15 protein-coding genes are annotated in these 19,479 nt (G+C 46.9%); 6 read left to right on the top strand and 9 right to left on the bottom strand.

Annotated features, from left to right (window positions below):
- From PPO43_RS09645 to PPO43_RS09660, 4 genes are all read right to left on the bottom strand, one after another.
- The gene (locus PPO43_RS09645; RefSeq protein ID WP_272617251.1) at positions 1 to 543 is read right to left on the bottom strand and encodes a TlpA family protein disulfide reductase; all 543 of its coding nucleotides are present in this window, start codon (positions 541 to 543) and stop codon (positions 1 to 3) included.
- 573 nt (positions 544 to 1,116) lie between these two features.
- Positions 1,117 to 3,216, bottom strand: a complete 2,100-nt coding sequence (locus PPO43_RS09650; RefSeq protein ID WP_272617253.1) for an ABC transporter permease subunit — start codon at positions 3,214 to 3,216, stop codon at positions 1,117 to 1,119.
- 18 nt (positions 3,217 to 3,234) lie between these two features.
- Positions 3,235 to 5,349, bottom strand: a complete 2,115-nt coding sequence (locus PPO43_RS09655; RefSeq protein WP_272617255.1) for a 3-hydroxyacyl-CoA dehydrogenase NAD-binding domain-containing protein — start codon at positions 5,347 to 5,349, stop codon at positions 3,235 to 3,237.
- Positions 5,350 to 5,648: 299 nt separating this feature from the next.
- Positions 5,649 to 5,966 carry a WYL domain-containing protein gene (locus PPO43_RS09660; protein ID WP_272617257.1) on the bottom strand — a complete coding sequence of 106 codons (318 nt, stop codon included), beginning with the start codon at positions 5,964 to 5,966 and terminating at the stop codon, positions 5,649 to 5,651.
- Positions 5,967 to 6,437: 471 nt separating this feature from the next.
- Here PPO43_RS09660 and trhO point away from each other — a divergent pair, with 471 nt between their 5' ends.
- The 3 genes from trhO to PPO43_RS09675 all read left to right on the top strand — a co-directional run bounded on the left by trhO (position 6,438) and on the right by PPO43_RS09675 (position 8,419).
- Entirely contained in the window at positions 6,438 to 7,349 is a 912-nt protein-coding gene (gene trhO, locus PPO43_RS09665) for an oxygen-dependent tRNA uridine(34) hydroxylase TrhO (RefSeq protein WP_272617259.1), read from the top strand.
- A gap of 88 nt (positions 7,350 to 7,437) precedes the next feature.
- Positions 7,438 to 7,938: a hypothetical protein gene (locus PPO43_RS09670; RefSeq protein WP_272617261.1), complete on the top strand. Its 501-nt coding sequence runs from the start codon at positions 7,438 to 7,440 to the stop codon at positions 7,936 to 7,938.
- A 31-nt stretch (positions 7,939 to 7,969) separates the two neighbouring features.
- The gene (locus PPO43_RS09675; protein ID WP_272617263.1) at positions 7,970 to 8,419 is read left to right on the top strand and encodes an FKBP-type peptidyl-prolyl cis-trans isomerase; all 450 of its coding nucleotides are present in this window, start codon (positions 7,970 to 7,972) and stop codon (positions 8,417 to 8,419) included.
- An 83-nt stretch (positions 8,420 to 8,502) separates the two neighbouring features.
- On the opposite strand, the gene pyk is transcribed toward PPO43_RS09675, so the two are convergent.
- The gene (gene pyk / locus PPO43_RS09680; protein ID WP_272617265.1) at positions 8,503 to 9,936 is read right to left on the bottom strand and encodes a pyruvate kinase; all 1,434 of its coding nucleotides are present in this window, start codon (positions 9,934 to 9,936) and stop codon (positions 8,503 to 8,505) included.
- Between the two features lie 192 nt (positions 9,937 to 10,128).
- A complete protein-coding gene (gene upp, locus PPO43_RS09685; RefSeq protein ID WP_272617267.1) occupies positions 10,129 to 10,788 on the bottom strand; it encodes a uracil phosphoribosyltransferase in 660 nt (219 codons plus the stop codon).
- 93 nt (positions 10,789 to 10,881) lie between these two features.
- On the opposite strand from upp, the gene PPO43_RS09690 reads away from it, so the two are divergent.
- Positions 10,882 to 11,673 carry an SMI1/KNR4 family protein gene (locus PPO43_RS09690; protein WP_272617269.1) on the top strand — a complete coding sequence of 264 codons (792 nt, stop codon included), beginning with the start codon at positions 10,882 to 10,884 and terminating at the stop codon, positions 11,671 to 11,673.
- 189 nt (positions 11,674 to 11,862) lie between these two features.
- Here PPO43_RS09690 and PPO43_RS09695 read toward each other — a convergent pair whose 3' ends face one another.
- A complete protein-coding gene (locus tag PPO43_RS09695; RefSeq protein ID WP_272617271.1) occupies positions 11,863 to 12,822 on the bottom strand; it encodes a flagellar motor protein MotB in 960 nt (319 codons plus the stop codon).
- A gap of 56 nt (positions 12,823 to 12,878) precedes the next feature.
- Positions 12,879 to 14,348, bottom strand: a complete 1,470-nt coding sequence (locus tag PPO43_RS09700) for a hypothetical protein (RefSeq protein WP_272617272.1) — start codon at positions 14,346 to 14,348, stop codon at positions 12,879 to 12,881.
- Between the two features lie 210 nt (positions 14,349 to 14,558).
- On the opposite strand from PPO43_RS09700, the gene rpsO reads away from it, so the two are divergent.
- Both rpsO and pnp read left to right on the top strand, forming a co-directional pair.
- Positions 14,559 to 14,852, top strand: a complete 294-nt coding sequence (rpsO, locus tag PPO43_RS09705) for a 30S ribosomal protein S15 (protein WP_272617274.1) — start codon at positions 14,559 to 14,561, stop codon at positions 14,850 to 14,852.
- A 324-nt stretch (positions 14,853 to 15,176) separates the two neighbouring features.
- The gene (gene pnp, locus PPO43_RS09710) at positions 15,177 to 17,420 is read left to right on the top strand and encodes a polyribonucleotide nucleotidyltransferase (protein ID WP_272617276.1); all 2,244 of its coding nucleotides are present in this window, start codon (positions 15,177 to 15,179) and stop codon (positions 17,418 to 17,420) included.
- Positions 17,421 to 17,653: 233 nt separating this feature from the next.
- Here the strand turns inward: pnp and PPO43_RS09715 are convergent, their stop codons facing one another.
- A complete protein-coding gene (locus tag PPO43_RS09715) occupies positions 17,654 to 19,300 on the bottom strand; it encodes a M1 family metallopeptidase (RefSeq protein WP_272617278.1) in 1,647 nt (548 codons plus the stop codon).
- Positions 19,301 to 19,479: the final 179 nt, after the last annotated feature.

Raw genomic sequence — 19,479 nt, forward strand, 5'->3', positions numbered from 1 at the left:
CTATTGAACCTCTTCTTTTGCCAAAAAACGGGATAATTGCGCATTCACATTGTCGTAATCCATGTTGATGCCCAAGATGTTACCGTCGGGATTGACCAAAATGGTGGTGGGCACTTCTTTTATTCCATAAAGAGCGGCCACATGGTCATTAAAGCGACTGAGGTCCGATACATGATGTGGCCAAATCAAGCCATCTTTTTCGATGGCGGCCAACCAAGCCTCTTTGCTGGTCTCAATGCCTACACTCAAAATGGTAAAGTTTTCCCCTTTCGAGAATTTGGCCCCATGATATTTGTCGTAAAGACGACGAAGTTGAGGATTAGACTGCCGACAAGGCGCACACCAACTCCCCCAAAAGTCCAATAAAACCCATTGTCCCCGCAAATCCGATAAACGCAGGCTATCTCCACTAGCCAATTGGCCCGCAAACTCTGGCGCAGGCGTACCCGATGTTACTCCAGGCTGACGATACCAACGAAATCCTACCCAGACTAGGGTAATAACAATGGGAATGATAATGAGCTCTGATAGTTTAATATTCATGGCAATCTATTTTGATGAGGGGCAAAATTAAGCTTTCCCAACTGAATAAAGCGTGATTTAGGTTGTTCTCTTTCCCTTTCTGATTGCTTTTTTGGGGCTGCCCCTTCCGCTGGGTTAAAACCCAGCGCAAAGCGGTATCGCTTTGCGAAGCTATACAAAATGAGGGTTAAAACCCTCATGAATTATCGGGCGGGTCGGGCTGTGCGGGGGCTCGCTGCTCGCTCGGCCCTTCGCTTTTTTTCGCTACGCTCAAAAAAGCTCGGTCTGGCCTGCGGCCACCCCCTACCATCCCTCAGCCAGTCGCTGCGCTCGCTTCTAGATCCAAAGAAGGCGGCTGTTTTGGCCCAATAGGCCCGCAGGGCCTAAATCCTAGGAGGGCAAAAGCCCTTCTAGGGGCATGTTCGCAAAGCGAAACCGCTTTTTGCTGTGGGGATTCCCCCACAGCATCGGCTGAGGGATGGAAAGTGGTGCGGCGCAGCCGCAGACCAAGGCGCTTTGCGCCGCAGGGCCGAGCGAACAGCGAGCCACGACACAGCCCGACCCGAGCGCAGCGAGGGGCAGCCCCAAAATAGATTAATACTTGATCCGCGGATCTACCCAAGCATAAAGAAGGTCGGCCACCAAGTTGCCCAAGATGGTCAGCAAGGCCGCCATTAAGGTGACCCCAAAAACCAAAGGCCAATCATAGGCCCGAATGGCATCAATGACCAAAAGCCCCATCCCATTGATGTCAAAAATTAACTCAATGGCTATAGCTCCCGCCAATGCTCTGGGAAATACAGCGCTAAATAAGGTAATCAAGGGAAATAAAGCATTGCGGAAAGCATGGCCCCAATACACCTCTTGCCGACGCAAGCCTTTTGCCCGAGCCGTACGGATATAATCCTGAGCCAATACCTGCAACATGGCCGAACGCATCTGCCGAGAGAGATAGGCAAAGGAACCATAGGTAACCGCAAAAATGGGCAAGAAAAGATGATAGAGATATTGGCCCAATAGGCTCCAAGAAAAGACATTACTATCGGGCAAACCTTGGGTGGGAAACCAATCGTAATGGGCTCCATAGGTGGCAGTAGTTAGAAAGACGACCAACAAACTCGCCAGCCAAAAGGAGGGCAAAGAATAAAGCAAAAAGAGAAAATTACTACTCAATTTATCCCGCTGATCGCCCACCAACTCTAAACCGTTCTTTCTGGAAAACCGCCAACTGCCGCGCCAAGGCCCCAAGAAGAAGAAGAGGGGCAAAAGCAATACGCCAAACTTTAACCAAAGCGGTTGTAAGCCCCAGCTCAAAAAGATTAAGACCCAAAACCATAGATAGGCCAGCTGTAAAAAGAGCAAACTATATTCACTAATATCCAAAAAGCGGCCTCGAATGAGGGCTTGGGCAAAGCGACGAAGCTCTGGACCAAAAGATCGTCCCCATTTCTTTAAAAATGCTCGATAATTTAAGCCAATAAAAGCCAATTGTAAGGGAACAATGGCCCAAACTGCAGCAGGAACAAGCTCCATCAATTGCAAATAAAAGCAAAGCGCCAACAAAGCCCCAAAAATAAGCTGCAAAGGCGATAAAAAGGAATAATAAGCCGTGGGGCGATATCGCCAACTGGCCATCTCTACCCCCAAAGGGACCGAAACCCCATAAGAAATGAGAATGGCCAATAAATTCATGAGCAGGGTCCAACGCAAGGCCTCCCAAATCTTGAGCAAAACAGGTCGTTGATCCTGATAAGAAATGCCCAAATCTCCTCGAATTAAACCTCGGCTAGCATAAACCTCGCGCAAGGGCAACAAACTATCTCGCTCTAGGGCCAACTGCTGATAGTGCTGATCTAAGCTTTGTTTTTCTTCCTCCAATGCAGCCAATTGGGCCAAAAAAGGTGCTTGGGCATTGCTGTCTACTTGCGCCAGCTGAAAACTTAACCGCCTTGCCGCCTTATTCAAGCTATCTATTACCAAATTGAGCTGCCCCAATTCTGCATAACAACTATTTAGGCGATGATGTACGCTACTATCAGGGGCCGAGAAGTAGGGGTAATCCCCAAACATCCAAACATGGTACTGATTATTGAAGCCATAAACGTAGAGTTGAGGGATTAGGGTTTCATTAGGCCTAGCCCCTCTCCGCAACTGATGCAAAGCTTGCCGAACACTATCTAGGGCCAAAGATAAAGGAGCCACTTTAGCTGTTTTGAGGGCCAAGCTATCAAGTAAAATATCTAAAGGTTGCTCTTCATAACGTAGCCAAAGCTCCTCTTTGAGCTGATCTAGTTGCCCTTTTTCTTCATAGGAAAAAGCAACTTTCTCTTTATAGTATAAATGCTCCCAATTTTTCAACTGTTGATAATAGGCCATACAATATTCCGCTGCGCCATACTGATTCATCAAGCGAGCAAGTAATTCTCTATGCCGCTGCGGCTGCAATTGATATAAATCTTTAGGATAAGCCTTGGAGCTTAACCGAAAATAAAAGGCAGGGCGGTCTAATCCTAGCTCTCTACTTTTTTGTCGATAAGCTTGCTCAGAAGCAAAGGGACTGTCATCTCCTCCTTTATTCAGGATGATATCAACAGGGTCGCCTTCTACTAACCGACTAAGGCCAAAGACAAGCAGTGAAACCATAAAAAAGCTAGGAATAAACAGCAACAGCCGTTTAATGGTATATAAGAACATCTTAGAAAGAACTAATGCTTAGAGAAAATTGGTATCCTGCTCAGCCATCTCCAATAAGGTAGCCGATGGCTTAAAACGGGGACCAAAACGCTGGGCCAAGACCTCTGCTCGAGCAACAAATTCCCGCAAACCATAATCATTGATAAATTGGATGACTCCTCCCTTAAAAGGAGCAAAGCCCCAACCGTAAATACTGCCCAAGTTTGCATCATAACTATTCTGAATAACGCCTTCTTCTAGGCAGCGTACCGCCTCTAAGCACTGAATAAAGAGCAGACGATCTTGCAAATCTTTAGGCTGTAGCTGTTCCTGGGCCAAGGGAAAGTTCTCTTTGAGGGCAGGCCACAAGCGGGCGGGTTCTTCTTTGTAGTTATAAAAACCACCATTGCGGGCTTTCCCATAACGCTCTTGGACCAGCATCTCTTGTAAAACAGCAATTGCTGGAGAGGCCTGATAGCGGCCATCTAGCTGCTGTGCGGCCTGTTCCTCCGCAGAGATAATGTACTTAAAGCCCAAATTATCGGCAAAGGCTAAGGGCCCCATGGGCATCCCCGCCTGCAAACCCGCATTTTCTATGGCTGCTGGTCCTTGCCCTTCTTTTAGCAGTAAAATGCCTTCCATAAAGTAGGTACTGGCTACCCGAGAAACAAAAAAGGCGGGACGATCTTGCACAATGATGGGGGTTTTGCGCAATTGCAATACAAAGTCGAAGGCCCTAGCTACCGTTTCATCTGCCGTTTTTTTGCCCACAATGATTTCTACTAAGGGAATACGTGCCAAGGGCGAAAAGAAATGCATCCCAATATAGTTTTCAGGCTGTATGCTCGCCTCAGCCAAATCCGATACCTGCAAAGAAGCAGTATTGGTGGCTAGGAAGCTATGCTGCTGCATCTCTAACTCTACCTCTTTAATGATCCGCTGTTTCAAAGCCCTGTTCTCAAAGACGGCTTCAATGACCAGATCACAGTCTTCCATCTCGCGCATATCACTTGTGGTCTGTATGCGGTCCAGAATCTCCTGGGCCTGCTCTGTTGTCATCTTCCCACTTTTCTCTAGGCGGCTAAGTTTCTCTCTCGCATTGTTCTTTCCTTGCTCAGCTAGGCGTTTGCTCACATCTCTAAGCAAAACTTCTATACCCTGCATAGCGGCCACATAGGCAATGCCCGATCCCATTTGTCCAGCCCCAATGACGCCAATTTTTCGGGCCCTAAAGCGACCAAAGCCCTTAGGGCGACTCATCCCTTGCTTGATTTTATTTAGATCATACCAAAAGGCCTTGGTCTGATTGCGGCAATTTTTACTCATAATCATAGCCGTAAAGTAACGGGCATTGATTCGGGTGGCCGCATCAAAGTCAACAGAGGCCCCTTCAGCCATACAGTTGAGCAGCGACAAAAGCGCAGGGTAGTTGTTGCGGGTTTTGGCAATCAACTCACTACTGAGTTTAGCAATTCGTTCGGCTGTTTTAGGATGCTTGGGGTTGCTTTCCTTGGCAATGCGGTCTTCGGCATCCCAAGGCTTTTCAATGCAAGGCGAAGAGAGAATCCAGCGCTTAGCATGCCGAATCAAATCTTCGGGCCGCTCTACGGCCTCATCAATAATGCCCCTTTGTAGAGCCTCTTTAACGTGTATGAGTCGACTGCTACTAATAAATTTATAGGCTTCCTCTAGGCCCAACATCCACATCAGGCGAATGATGCCCCCGCCACCTGGAATCATCCCCAGGGATAGCTCAGGTAAACCCAATAAGGTCCTTGGATGATCCAAGGCTATGCGATAATGACAAGCTAAGACCAATTCGAATCCACTGCCCAAGGCAGCTCCGTTAATGGCAGCCACTACGGGCACCTTTAAGCGTTCAAAACGTCTGTAAATCTCCCCTAAAAGGTCCGTATGCTCAAAGATTTTAGCAGGGTCCTCGGCCCGATGCAAAAAATCTAGATCGCCACCCGCCAAAAAAGAGCGTTTGGCCGACAAAATAATTACGCCCTTCAAGCTTTTATCGGCTTCCAGATGGTCCAATACAGGCAAAAAAGCCTTGGCAATCTGTGGGTTAATGGTATTGACTCGCTCGCCGCTTTTATCTAAGGTGAGGCTAACAATCCCCTCACTATCTTTCTTGTAATATATCATAGCCTAGTTTCTCAGTTGAATAGGCAAACTAGCAAAAAAAAGCCTTTAATGCCTGAATCTTCCTGTATTTTCTTGATGGGCTTCTCTTTTTTGGGGCTGCCCCTCGCTTCGCTCGGGTCGGGCTATGCGCGGGCTCGCTATTCGCTCGGCCCTTCGCTTTTTCGCTAGGCTCAAAAGCTCGGTCTGGCCCTGCGGGCCACCCGCTACTATCCCTCAGCCAGAAAAGGCGGCCAAAGGCCGCGAAAAAGGCCAGCGCGCAGAAACTGCGGCTGGCCAATATGGAGAATCGAGAGAAAATCTTAGTAAAGTTGTCGGAAAATCGTTTGCATCTGCTTATCGCCAATGCGGTATTTTTTGCGCAAATCGGCAGAGAACTGCTGGCTAAGTACCCGCAGGTCTTGTGCCTTATCCAAATTGAAAAGTTTCCAGTCGGTTTTGGAGCCAGAAGGGCCAGAGCGCTGAAATGCTCTTAGGCTCCAATTATTAGCCGAGCTAAGGCCCAAACAAAAAGGTTCGACCACCCGCCAATCGTCCTGATCGTTGTAACGAAAAGCCACTAGAAGTTGCTGAGAAATAGCATGGTGTAGGTTGAGATGCAATGCGCTGTTCGATTTCATAAGATTAGCCTGTTTTGTTGTGAACAATGTATAATTATTATACGTATAGAATTGCATTTTGTTACTTTTTTGCTTAAATTTCAGGCGTTTTATTTGCCTGATAAACAGTGTTTTGTAAATTATTTTCGAGTTTTTTTGTAGCTGTTTTTTGGACCATTTTAGCGCCTGTTTTTGCTGTATTTATACCGCTTTTTGTGGCAGTTCAGCCCTTTCTCGAGAAGAGCAATAGGCTTTGCACTACAGCCAGGCCGCAGCCTCGGCTGAGGGATGGACAGCAGTGGCCGAAGGCCAGACCAAGCGGGCAAAGCCCGCGCAGGGCCGAGCGAACAGCGAGCTGCGAGACAGCCCGACCCGACCAAAGGGAGGGGCAGCCCCAAAAACAGCAGAACAAATGCAGCGACTATAAAAAAAGACAAAAAAATCTTTTATCTTTGCAGCCTTATATTTTTGCATAATATAACACTGACAATCATGTATCAAACTTTGTTGTACTACAAGTACGCCCATCTAGAAGATGCGGAAGAAATGGCGCCTAAACACCTCCAATTTTGTAAGGATTTAGGCATTTTGGGCCGCATTATTATTGCCAATGAGGGGTTGAATGGAACGATCTCGGGAACGCCAGAGCAATGCCAGGCTTATATGGATTATGTAGAATCTGATCCCCGCCTGCAAGGCATTCATTGGAAAATTGACGATGTGGAGGAGCTTTCTTTTGTTAAGATGCACGTTCGCTACAAGGCAGAAATTGTAAACTCTGGCCTTTTTGATAGCGTAGATCCTACAAAAGAGACGGGAAAGCACCTACAGCCTGCCGAATTTAAGGCCCTAAAGGACCAAGAAGATGTGGTAGTGATTGATATGCGATCTAATTATGAGCACAAGCTAGGCCGCTTTAAAGGGGCCATTACGATGGACATTGATAACTTTCGGGAGTTTCCAGAGAAGATCAAGGAAATGGACCATCTGAAAGATAAAAAAGTATTGACCTATTGCACGGGCGGCATCAAATGCGAGAAAGCCTCGGCTTATTTGATCCAGCAGGGTTTTCAGGATGTTTACCAGTTGCATGGGGGCATCATTAACTATGGCAAAGAGGTTGGTGGAGAAGATTTTGAGGGCGATTGCTACGTTTTTGATGGTCGGGTACATGTGCCTGTAAACACGGTAAATCCTTCGGTCATTAGCCGCTGCTACAACTGTGGTGAAAAGACCACGAGAATGGTCAACTGCTGCAATGCGCATTGCAACGATCACTTTGTACAGTGTGAGCGTTGTAGCCAAGAAATGGCAGGAGCCTGTTCGGTCCAATGTAAAGAATCTGACTATGCTCGTCCCTACAACGAAAAGGGCTTTTATAGAAAGCAACTTTGTGAGGATTAGTAGAAAAGCAGTCCGTATAAAATAGTCGCAAGCGTTTTGTCGTTTTGCGACTATTGCTTTTTTTGGGAAACATCATCAAACTCTAGTTATGTCAGTTGCTCGATTTCTATCTATCTGTTTTTGTCTATTTATGGGCTTTTCTAGTTTATCTGCCCAGCATTATGATCAGGCTATTGGTTTGCGTGGAGGGACCTCTTTTCAGCTTAGTTATAAAGAATTCTTTTCTTATTATCCCTCGCCCCAGATGGCTTGGGAGGTATTGGTCGGGGTCCATATAGATGAGCGTCGCCGCTCTTTTACCAATGGTTATGTGGTGGAAGGGATGTGGTATTATCATCAGGATATTGGCTTTAACACCAACTTCTCGGCTTATGGAGCCGCAGGCCTACATATGGGCATCTATACCCCTGTGGGAGAAAAAAGACGCTTTGGGGCGGGCTTGGCCATTGCTTTGGGGGCCGAATACACCTTTAATTTTACGCCCGTTAATATTGGCTTGGATTGGAAACCCATTTTGGGGAGTCCCCGCAGTTCTTTGTTGCGTGGCGCCTTGACCATCCGCTATATTTTGCCCACCACTTGGCAGTAAAATGCATCTTATTTAAAAAATAGAACGACTTATGAACTACAAATTTTTTATCCTCTGCCTTTTGGCCCTTCCCTTTTTAACTTCCTGCGAAAAGCAATCGGAAAAAGACCGAGAGAAGATCCTCAATTACATTGAGGATAATAATCTGAATGCCCAAGAAGGCGAAGATGGCCTCTTTTATGTCATTGAGGTCGAGGGAACAGGAGATACGGCTACCATTGCCGATAATGTTAAGGTGCATTATGAGGGCTATCTCCTCAATGGAGATAAATTTGACTCTTCTGTTGATCGGGGAACCCCCGCTACTTTTCCCCTAGCCAATGTGATTAAGGGCTGGCAGATAGGAATTCCCAAATTTAAGGAAGGCGGTAGCGGCAAATTGCTGATTCCCTCTGCTCTAGGCTATGGATCCACGGGCAGCGGAAGCATTCCCGCCAATAGCGTCCTCATCTTTGATGTGGAAGTGATTGAGGTGTTATAAGAAAGCCTAGAGAAGGAAAAAAAACGGCCAGCACGCAAATTGCGTGCTGGCCGTTGGTGTTGATTAGCTGTTTGGAGGCGAAACTACTGCACCAAAGTCACTTTCAACATATTGGTCTTTTTCCGCTCATGCAGCGGCATAGAGCCCGTATTGATAATCACATCTCCGGCTTCGAGCAAGCCTTTTTCCTTGAGGATATTCACTACATCTCGGATGGTATCATCGGTGCTCGTAAACTTATCATAATAGTAGCAACGAGTGCCCCAAACCAAGTTGAGGGTCTTAATCAAATGCTCATCCGAAGAGAAAACCACCACATCAGCTTCTGGGCGGTAACTAGAGACCATAAAGCCCGTATAACCCGATTTGGTCATCCCAATAATCATCTTGGCTTTTACCTGCTTGGCAATTCGGCAGGCATTATAGCAAATTGCATCAGACAAAAAGGATTCAGAATCATCAGAAGGAGTGAGTTCGCGATTATAGACTGTGGGCATTTCCTCCGCCTGAGCAATAATGCTATTCATAGATTCTACCACCTTGGTTGGATGCAAGCCCATAGCCGTTTCATTACTGAGCATAACCGTATCGGCGCCATCCAAAACGGCATTGGCTACATCAATAATCTCGGCACGGGTGGGCGTGGGGTTTTTAATCATGCTGTCCATCATCTGTGTGGCCACAATAACGGGACAAGCCTGCTCAATACATTTGCGAATAATCATTTTTTGCAACATAGGCAGGCGCTCCATGGGCACTTCTACGCCTAAGTCGCCTCGAGCTACCATAACCCCATCCGAAGCAGCAATAATTTCATCAATATTGGTAATGGCTTCGGGCTTCTCAATCTTGGCAATAATGCGGGCAGGATGCTTGGCTTTCTTTAGGCGCTTGCGCAAATCCTCAATATCTTGGGCTTTGCGGACAAAAGAAAGGGCAATCCAATTAAAAGGTAGGCTCAAGATAAAGTCTAAATCACGCAGGTCTTTTTCGGTCAAAGAAGGCTGCGAAATATTGGTGTCAGGCAAATTTACGCCCTTGCGAGAAGAAAGAAAGTCGCCATATAAAACCTCTAATTGCACCTCATCTTTACCATTGCTACTCTTAACCAGCAACTCTACTTTTCCATCATCTACTAGTACCTTTTCCCCCACTTTCACATCCTTGGCAAAGTCCGTATAGCTCATATAGACTTTCTCGGCTGTGCCCAGGCATTCCTCAGCAGTAAAGGTCAAGATTTGTCCTTTAGTCAGCGGAATTTTACCGTTTTCAATCTGGCCCACCCGAAGTTTGGGCCCCTGCAAATCCGCCAAAAGGCTAATGTTGGTCCCGTATTTTTTATTGATATATTGCACATAGTCAAAGACCTTTTTGTGGTCCTCATGTTGCCCATGCGAAAAGTTGAGCCGAATGCCATCTACACCCGCTTTGACCAAGCTCAATAGGCTTTGATAGTCATTGGATGCGGGGCCAATTGTGGCCAAAATCTTGGTCTTCTGAAACTTAGAAATTTCCATAAAATGGTTTTTTGTTGTTCTGCTGTTTGATTTGGGGCCTCCGCCTCGCTGCGCTCGTCGGCGCTACGTTTCGGGGCTCGCTGTTCGCTCGGCCCTTCGGCAGCTTTGCCGCCTCGGTCTGGCCTTCGGCCACCCCTGCACATCGCTAGGCCAGCTGGCTTCGCCAGCTTCTAGACGCAAAAAATCTTTCTTCTAATCTTGAATCTTAGAGCCATAGGCTAGGTCTCCCGCATCGCCCAAGCCAGGAACAATATAGGATTTGGCGGTTAATTCATCATCAATAGCACCGGTCCAGATATGAACTCTGGGGTGCATGCGTTGGATGTGTTCAATACCATCGGCAGCGGCAATGGCCACCACAATATGAATATCTCTAGCTTGCCCATAAACCGAAAGGGCATCGATAGTCATGGCCATAGAGGCACCAGTGGCCAGCATGGGGTCGGCAATAATGAGGGTGCGGTCTTCTAGCTCTGGACAAGAAACATATTCTAGATGAATCTCAAAGCTACCATCTTTATGATGACGGCGATAGGCCGACACAAAGGCATTATCGGCTCGGTCAAAGATATGTAGCAAGCCCTGATGCATGGGCAAGCCCGCCCGCAGAATGGTGGCCAAAACAGGTTGCTCGATAGGCAGGGCCACTTCGGCTTCCCCCAAGGGCGTTTCTACGGTTTGCGCCTGATAGGCTAGGGTTTTACTAATTTCATAGGCCATGACCTCGCCCAACCGCTGTAAATTTTGGCGGAAGCGCATCGGATCTTGTTGAATATCAACGGAACGCAATTCGGCCACATATTGATTGGCAATAGAATTTTCTAAAGATAAATTATGAATAGGAGCAGGCATAAATTAAGGCTTTTTTAGGTGGAAGAAGCATTGGCAAAATAGGAATTTTGTATCTTCAACCCAAGACTTTGACCACTTAAATCCCTTTATATTATGCTTTGGGCCCTTGGCGAAAACTATGCTTATGAACTTCAGGAAGCTTTTCGACCAGATCGTTTAGAATGGCGAATTTGGCCCCTCCTTCTGCCCGATCAGCAGCTACGGATAGAGCAGGCCAAGGGGATGGAAAAGCTAACGCCTAAGGGGTTAACTGACTGCCTTAACCTAGCCTTGAAATCGGGTTGGCGGCAGCTTTACCCCCAGTTTCGTTTGGCTTGGCAAAGGGGAGCTTGGCGGCCTCAAACCGAGCTTTGGAGCGATTGGCGCAATTTGGCCCAATTGCTTCCACATCGTCCGAACTTTGGGGTTTGGGAATTGCAGCAGCATTGGCAGGATATTCAGGCGGCAGAACGGGAATTGCCCTTTTCTTTGCCGCCTTTGCTTCAACAGCTCTATCTATATAATGGCTTGGCTGGGGGGTGGGGACCAGATAGTGGGCTTTTGGCCTTATTGCCCAACCTCGGGCGCCCCTCTTTGTTGGCAGCCCGCAAAAGTTTGGAGGCCGAGCCAGAACAGGCGGCCTTTTGGCGGCACTATCCGCATTTAATTCCCTTTTTGCATTGGGGCACGGGGGTCTACTCCCTCTTTGATAGCCGAAACCCCGAGGCGCCTGTCTGGGCTTTTGATCCCGAATTATTAGGGCCAGATGAAGATTGGGAGGCGGCTTGCTGGTGGCATAGCCCCTCCTTACTCAATTGGTTTCAGTATTGGCTAGAGACCGACCGCTATGGGATAAAGCTTTGGCAACAGATGTATGAGCGCAAAGGGATGGAGTTTAGAAAGTAGTGGGGCCCAACTGGATCTAGGCGCTATTATTCTATTATTCATCAGTGGATTGGTTGGCCTAGCGATGCGAAAGGGGGGCCGAAGGCCAGACCGAGCCGCTGAAAGCGGCGAAGGGCCGAGCGAGTAGCGAGCCCTGTAGCGTAGCGCCGCAAGGCGAAGCCGCAGCGGAGGCCCCAAAACATCCTCCTACTAAGGAACCTCTTCCACTAAAATTTCTACACGGCGGTTTTGGGCGGCCTTATATAGGGCGCGGCTGCCATCGGCTAGGGTATCTATTTGGAGGAGCTCTTGATTGGAGCGGCTTTGGGTTTGGATGGGGCAGCTAATGCCCTTTCGTTCTAGATAGGCCTTGGTTTGTAGGGCAAAACTGAGGGCTTCTTCTTGGGCGGCCTGCCCTTTTAGTTTAGAATCGGTATGTCCGATGACAATCAGTTGGGCATTGGGATTTTGGGCCAAATAATTTTGCAGGCTATCGAGATATTCGCCAAAAACGGGTGGAGCCAGCTTAAATCGTTGATTGGGGGATCGGAAAAGGGCCATGCGGGCGTCATAAGTTAGTCGCTTAACATCTTGGAGATAGGCTTGGCGGAAGCGTTCGGCCTCTTTTTTTTCTTGTTCGGGTCCGCTGGGCAGATAACCGATAATTTCGAGTTCGATATAAAAGGCCTTTTTGTCTTGAGGGATAGTATCGCCTAGAATATAGATTTGTTGGCTGGGGAGTTCGTATTCGGCCATCAGTTTATCGGCGATACTAAGGGCTCTGGCACGGCCTAGATTTCCGTAGCGTTTGGCTTGTTCGGGCAGGGTTTCTTCCTTCTTATAGCGGCCAATAATTTTGAGTTTGGCTTGGGGCTGGCTTTTGAGTAGCAGAGCCATTTCTTCGAGCAGGGCCAATTGTTTGGGGAGGTAGAGCGGGGCGGTACTGCCATAATCAAACTCAAATTCGGGATAATTTTCCCAGAGGGGAATGCCTTCAGCGCTTATCGTTAGGTCGTTGGGAATATGGGCCAGTTGGCTGCTATCGATAGGGGGCGGGGGCGGGCCACATTGGTCGAGAATCACGCAATAATAATATTTCTGGGCCATAGAGAGCCAGATACTAAAGACGAGTAGGGCAAGAAGGAGAATGAGTATATTTTTTCGGCTCATAGAATCGTAAAAGAAAAAAGGCTGTTAGCGCAACTAACAGCCTTTTGGGTATGAATTTAATCTTTAAAAGGAGGTGGATCGAGAGGAATATCTTTATCGATATCGTTTAATCCTTCTGGATTATCCAAATCCTTAAACTCCTCATCATTATCTAAATCTAGAGGCGGGAGTTCCTCGCCAAAGTTTTCGGGATATTCTGGAATTTCGGGTAGTTCTTCGGGGATAGCAGGAAACTCATCTCTAGTTTCCTCCGTCGCCACGGGAACGGGAATATCGCCAGGCATCACATCTAAATCTGCGGGCATATCTTCGGGATTGAAGCTATACTCTTCATTAGTTGTGGTCGTATTTACGAATTCATTTTCTGTGGTCGTAAAGCTAGTGGGAATTGTTGCGCCAGTAGCCGATTGCACATTAGCCAATTCGTCATTGATCATGGCTTGTAGTTGGCTATTAACCTGCTGGGCATCGCCAGTTTTTTCTAGTTTGCGTTGTAGCTCGAGCAAGCGGAGAGCGGCTTCAAAGCGTTGGCTAGCTTGGTTGACCGAGTTTTCTCTTTTGACATTGGCCAAACGTTCTTCCATTTGCAATTTGGCGGCTTCTTCGCGGGCGCGGACCATATCGCGGGCAGAGCCGCTAATAAAGGTTTCCAAACTCTCAATCAAAGAAGTAAGGATTTTGTGGACCACTCTAGCCGAGAAACCTCCCAAAAAGGCCAAAATAGGCTTATAGGTAATAAAGCCGCCTAGGCTTTGGGCGGGATTAGCCACCTCTGAGGCATCGCCACCATAAACAGCGGGATCAATAAAGATAAATTGGGCCAAAATTACCCCAGAAACGATACCTAGAATAAAGCGAATCCAATACATCGATTCGTACTTGGTATCAAAAGAGGCATTAGAGATATACTTATAAGCCTCAAAAAGGGCGTAGAAAGAAGCTCCAGCAGCAGCAATGGCCAAAATGAAGACTTGGTTGAGCATAAACTTCATGGGATCCTGATAATCTAGGATATTCCCATTGACAGAGCGAGCGTCAACCTCTTCAAACATGAATAACCCCAAAAAAGTCAGCAGCGAAATAATCGCAATAAAAGTCATGCGCTGAATAAGGGGAATGGGGCCCAAAAAGCGGAAAGCGCTCTTCTTTTGCTCTTCCAGTAAAACAATAGAGCTAGGTTGAGCGGGATAGACCGCAGCGGTCAAATCCTCATGCACCATACTCAATTGGTTAATCATATCCTCTTGAGAGGGAATGTGTACCTCCTCGGCCTGAACCGAGCGATGGGCCATCCCGCCTAGGGTTTGGCGGCGGCTATACTCCAAAAATGGGTGGGTTCCATTGGCATTTCGGCTGCCATCTGAAACGGTCCCATTTTCTACATAATCTTGGTAGAGCTTAAATTTCTTGAGACTGGCCAATAGACCAGGGGGAAGCTTCTTACCTTCTGCCAAAGCGTGATCAATCATCGCTTCGCATTCGAGCAAGGTCTTATCTACGGAATTTTGATGCTTTTTTTTGCCCATGACTGGCTTATATTTTCGTTTTTTGGTGCAGGGATAGGGCCATTTGGGCCCAATAAGAACCCAAAGACAAAGGAAGATAGTCGAAAATGACTTAAATTTTGAAAAAGGCCTGAAAAAAAATTCCTTATCCCCCTATTTATCGTATTTTTGCCGCAGCTAAGATATGATTCTCAGCAATCTTGATTAGTAAACCATTTAAAATTTTAAACAATGGCAACTTACCTCTCTAAAGAGACCAAAAACGAAATTTTTGAAACTTACGCAGGCAGCGCCAGCAACACAGGTTCTGTAGAAGGCCAGGTAGCATTGCTATCTTTCCGCATCAAAAACTTGTCTGAGCACCTCAAAATCAACCACAAAGATCACGCAACTCGTCGTTCTTTGCTCAAAATGGTTGGTCACCGTAAGTCTTTGCTCAAATACTTGGCAAAGAAAGATATTCTCAAATATCGTGAGTTGATCGCTAAACTAGGTATCCGCGATACTTTGGGCCGCAATCAATAAGAAACCATTGGGGCTTCTGCTATTTTTAGTAGAGGCCCTTTTGTTTTTTAGGGGCCTCCCGCAGCAAGCTGCGGGCGCTACGCTTCAGGGCTCGCAGGTCTGCTCGGCCCTTCGTCGCTTCGCTCCTTGGTCTGCGGCTTTGCCGCCCCCTTTCGCATCGCTAGGCCAGGCGCTTCGCGCCTTCTACACGCAAATAAATAAAACAGAAAGCCCGCAAGCCTTTCTGTTTTAGCCACACTTCTTGTCCGCAATACAACAAATTGCATTTTTAGCAGCAGGCTAAGGAGGTCTGCTGTCAGACGTTATCTTAAACAATTATTAGAAATGGGTAAACAAATCCCTTTGAGCACCTCTGCAGTTATTGCAGGCAAGGAGTTCACACTAGAAACTGGCAAACTTGCCGCCCTTACCGATGGTTCAGTTGTACTGCGCTACGGTGACACTATGCTTTTGGCTACAGCCGTAGCCGCCGAAGAAGCAAAGCCCGATCAGAGCTTTTTTCCTCTTTCAGTAGATTATCGTGAGAAATTTGCTTCTGCTGGTCGTATTCCTGGCAACTTCTTCCGTAGAGAGGGCCGCCCTTCAGAATATGAAATCCTTACTTCTCGTTTGGTAGACCGTGCTATCCGCCCGCTCTTCCCCGATAACTTCCTTAACGAGACGCAAGTATTTATCTTCCTTATCTCTGCCGATGGAGAAACCCTACCCGACGCTTTTGCCGCCTTTGCTGCTTCTGCTGCTCTTATGGTTTCTGATATTCCCTTTGCTGGACCTATCTCAGAGGTGCGCGTAGCTCGCATCAATGGCGAATTCATGATTAACCCTTCTCGCACAGAGCTAGAAACTGCCGATATGGAGTTTGTGATTGCGGGTAGCATGGACAATATCGTGATGGTAGAAGGGGAAGCCGATGAATGCCAAGAAGAGGACCTCATCGAAGCCATTAAAGTGGCTCACGAAGCCATCAAAGAGCAATGCCAAATGCAGCTCGAGCTTCGCCAATTAAAAGGCGTAACAGAAAACCGCCCCGTAGTAGAAAAAGAAGAGAACGAAGCACTCAAAGCCGCTGTAGATAGCGCTTGCCGTGAAAAACTCATGGATATTGCCAGTACTCCTTCTGATAAAAAAGCACGCAAAGATGCTTTCAAAGTACTAAAAGACGAGACCAAAGCCACCCTCACTGAGCAGTTTGGCGAAGAGGCTTGGGGCGAAATGTCTCATCTCTTCAGTGGCTATTTCGATGCCCTCAAGAAAGAGTGCGCCCGTGAGGTAGTTTTGAGCAAGCAACAGCGTTTGGATGGTCGTACCCCCACAGAGGTGCGTAACATCTGGTGTGAAGTAGATTATCTACCTGCTCCTCATGGTTCTGCGCTTTTCACTCGTGGAGAAACTCAATCATTGACCACTGTGACTTTGGGTTCTAAAATGGATGAGGCATTGATTGACAATGCACTTTCATTGCATAATGACAACTTCTTGTTGCACTATAACTTTCCTCCTTTCTCTGTAAACGAGGTGGGACGTCCAAGAGGAACTAGCCGCCGCGAAGTGGGGCATGGTAACTTGGCTCGCCGCTCTTTGGCCCGTGTAATGCCACAAGACTATCCTTATACTGTACGTATTGTATCAGATATTCTAGAGTCTAACGGTTCTTCTTCTATGGCGACCGTTTGTGCAGGTTCTTTGGGCCTTATGGATGCTGGTGTACCTATCCGCAAGCCCGTTTCTGGTATTGCTATGGGATTGATTACCGATGGTAAAGGCCGTTCTGTTGTTCTTACCGATATCCTTGGTGATGAGGACCATTTAGGAGATATGGACTTTAAAGTAACGGGTACACAAGATGGTATCTGTGCGGTACAAATGGATATCAAAATTGACGGTTTGGATTATGAGTTGCTCCGCACGGCTTTGCTACAAGCTCGTGAGGGAAGACTACACATCTTGGGCGTCATGAATGAGACGATGTCTGAAGCTCGTGAAGATCTCAAACCTCAAACGCCTCGTATGGAATTGATCATCATCGATGCCGATTATATTGGTGCCGTGATTGGTTCTGGTGGTAAGGTGATCCAAGGACTACAAAAAGAGACCAACACTGTAGTGACTGTGAATGAAGAAGATGGTAAAGGTTATGTACACATTTCTGGTGATAAGCCCAATGTAGACAAAGCTGCTGCCTTCATTAACGGAATTACTACCGAGCCTGAAGTAGGAGAAATCTATGATGCAAAAATCGTTAAGTTGATGCCTTATGGTGCCTTTATCGAGTTTTTGCCTGGTCGTGAGGGCCTCCTTCACGTTTCAGAATTGGCTTGGGAGCGCATTGAGAATGTAGAAGAGGTATTGACAGAAGGGGAAGAGATCCAAGTGAAATTGTTGGAAATCGATCCTCGTACTGGAAAATTCCGTTTGTCTCGCAAGGTATTGCTCGAAAAGCCTGAGGGGTATGTAGAGCGTCCTCCTCGCGAAAACAGAGATCGCAATGATGATCGTCGTGGCGGAGGCCGTGGAGGTGATCGTGGCGGACGTGGTGGAGACCGCGGTGGCCGAAATAATCGCCGCTAGGTTGTAGATAGCCGATAAAGTTAGCGCCCTGTTTCTATAGAAACAGGGCGCTTTTTTATGGGGCATTGTATAAAAGCAAAGAAGCTGGTCCAGAATGGCCGAAGGCCAAACGGCCTAGCGATGCGAAAGGGGGCGGCGCAGCCGCAGACCAAGGAGCGAAGCGACGAAGGGCCGAGCAGACCTGCGAGCCCTGAAGCGTAGCGCCTGCCGCAGGCAGGAGGCCCCAAAATACCTTATTTATCTTGATCTCTAAGTTCTTTGACCAAGAAAAGGGCATAGGCAAATTGGATATTTTTAGCCATCTTTTTGCTGATGACTTGGCTTTGCCATTCTTGGGTATTGGGCTGCAGGGCTAGGCGTTCATTTTGTTCATTGATAAGGAAAACGGGCATTTTAAAATCTTGGCGGCAATTGGTCCAGCGGTAGCGGATAAAGCGTTTTCGGCCTTTTTTGTAGACCTCATATTCGAGTTGGGGGATTTGGCTTTCCTCTAGATATTGTTTGAAAAAATAGCCATAATCTTGGCCGGTGAGTTCTTGGACAAACTGAATATAATCTTGGGTATTGACCGAATTGATTTTGTACTTCTGGTAAAAGCCTTTGAGGCCGGCCCACCAAAGGCTATCGTTTTGGAAGCATTGGCGGAGGCTGTGGAGCATGTGAGCGCCTTTATAATAAATGTCGGAATCATTATTTAGGAAATTGACATTTAGGGGGCCGAGCATGGGTTGTTTGTTATCGATATAATTGTATTGGAACTTTAGGTAGCGTTCGGCGGCTTCGGGCCCATATTTCTCCTCCATAAAAACGGCTTCCATATAAGTACAAAAGCTTTCGTGCAGCCACATTTCGCCATGATCTCGGCAGCTGACGCTATTGCCCCACCATTCGTGTCCAGTTTCGTGAAGGATAATAAAATCCTCGGGCATGCCTTCGGGATGACGGCCGAAGTAGCCCGCTTTAAACTGATTGCCATAAGCGATAGCCGATTGATGTTCCATACCCAAATAGGGCGTTTCGACCAGGGCATAGCCATCGTTCCAGAACGGATATTTGCCCAAATACTTTTCAAAAGTACGGAGGACCTCATGGGCCTGTTTGAATTGGGTTTTGGCTTGCTCCAGATGCTCAGGTAAAACATAATAATCCATAGCGAGTTGGCTGCTGTCGGTGGGGGAGATATAGCGATCCTCGAAATGGGTGTAATTACCCACATTGAGCGTAACATTATAATTATTGATGGGGTAAGTGACTACCCAAGTATAATTGGCTACATATTGATTTTTGAAGACCGAGCGGAGTTGTCCGTTAGAGACCGACATAAGATTGGGGGGGACGATAGTACGAATCCGCATACTATCGGGTTCATCGGAGAGGTGGTCTTTATTCGGCCACCAAAGGCTAGCGCCAATGCCCTCGCAAGAGACAGTTAGCCAGGGATTGCCCGCTTCATCTTTTCGCCAGATAAAACCACCATCCCAAGGGGGATTCTGGGCTTGAATCGGGCTGCCATGATAGTAAATGGTAATGGCATCTGTACTGCCTTCGGCTTGCATACTTCCAAAATCGACAAAAAAAGCATTGCCTTTACGATGGAAATCCAGTTTTTGACTCCCATGTAAAATGCTGTCAATCTTCATATTTTCAAAAAGATCGAGTTGAATCATATTGAAGCCTTGTAGCACCTTGTAGTGAATACTGTTCATCCCTTGGATGGACTTATTATCAAAATCAATTTTGAGGTAAAGATCATAGAATTTGACATCATAACAAGAGCGTAGAGGACTTAATCCCCCCCGCAGACTATCGGCTGAAGAAAATTGCCCTTTTGCATAAAAAGCTGTCACAAATAAAAGAAGTAGCGGGAGTATGTTTTTCATACCTTTTGGAAATTGGCGGTTTTTACAGAATTTTCATAAAGAATAGCGTCATTTTTGCCATTTAAAAGCGGGTAAAATTTACGCCAGAATATTGATGTTCAGTTGTATATAGCGTTTTCTATGTCTAAGTTTCTGTTAAAAAATAAACGAACTCTCTAAGAAAAGACTAAATTTGCTGT

Source organism: Saprospira sp. CCB-QB6, assembly GCF_028464065.1.
Classification (GTDB): domain Bacteria; phylum Bacteroidota; class Bacteroidia; order Chitinophagales; family Saprospiraceae; genus Saprospira.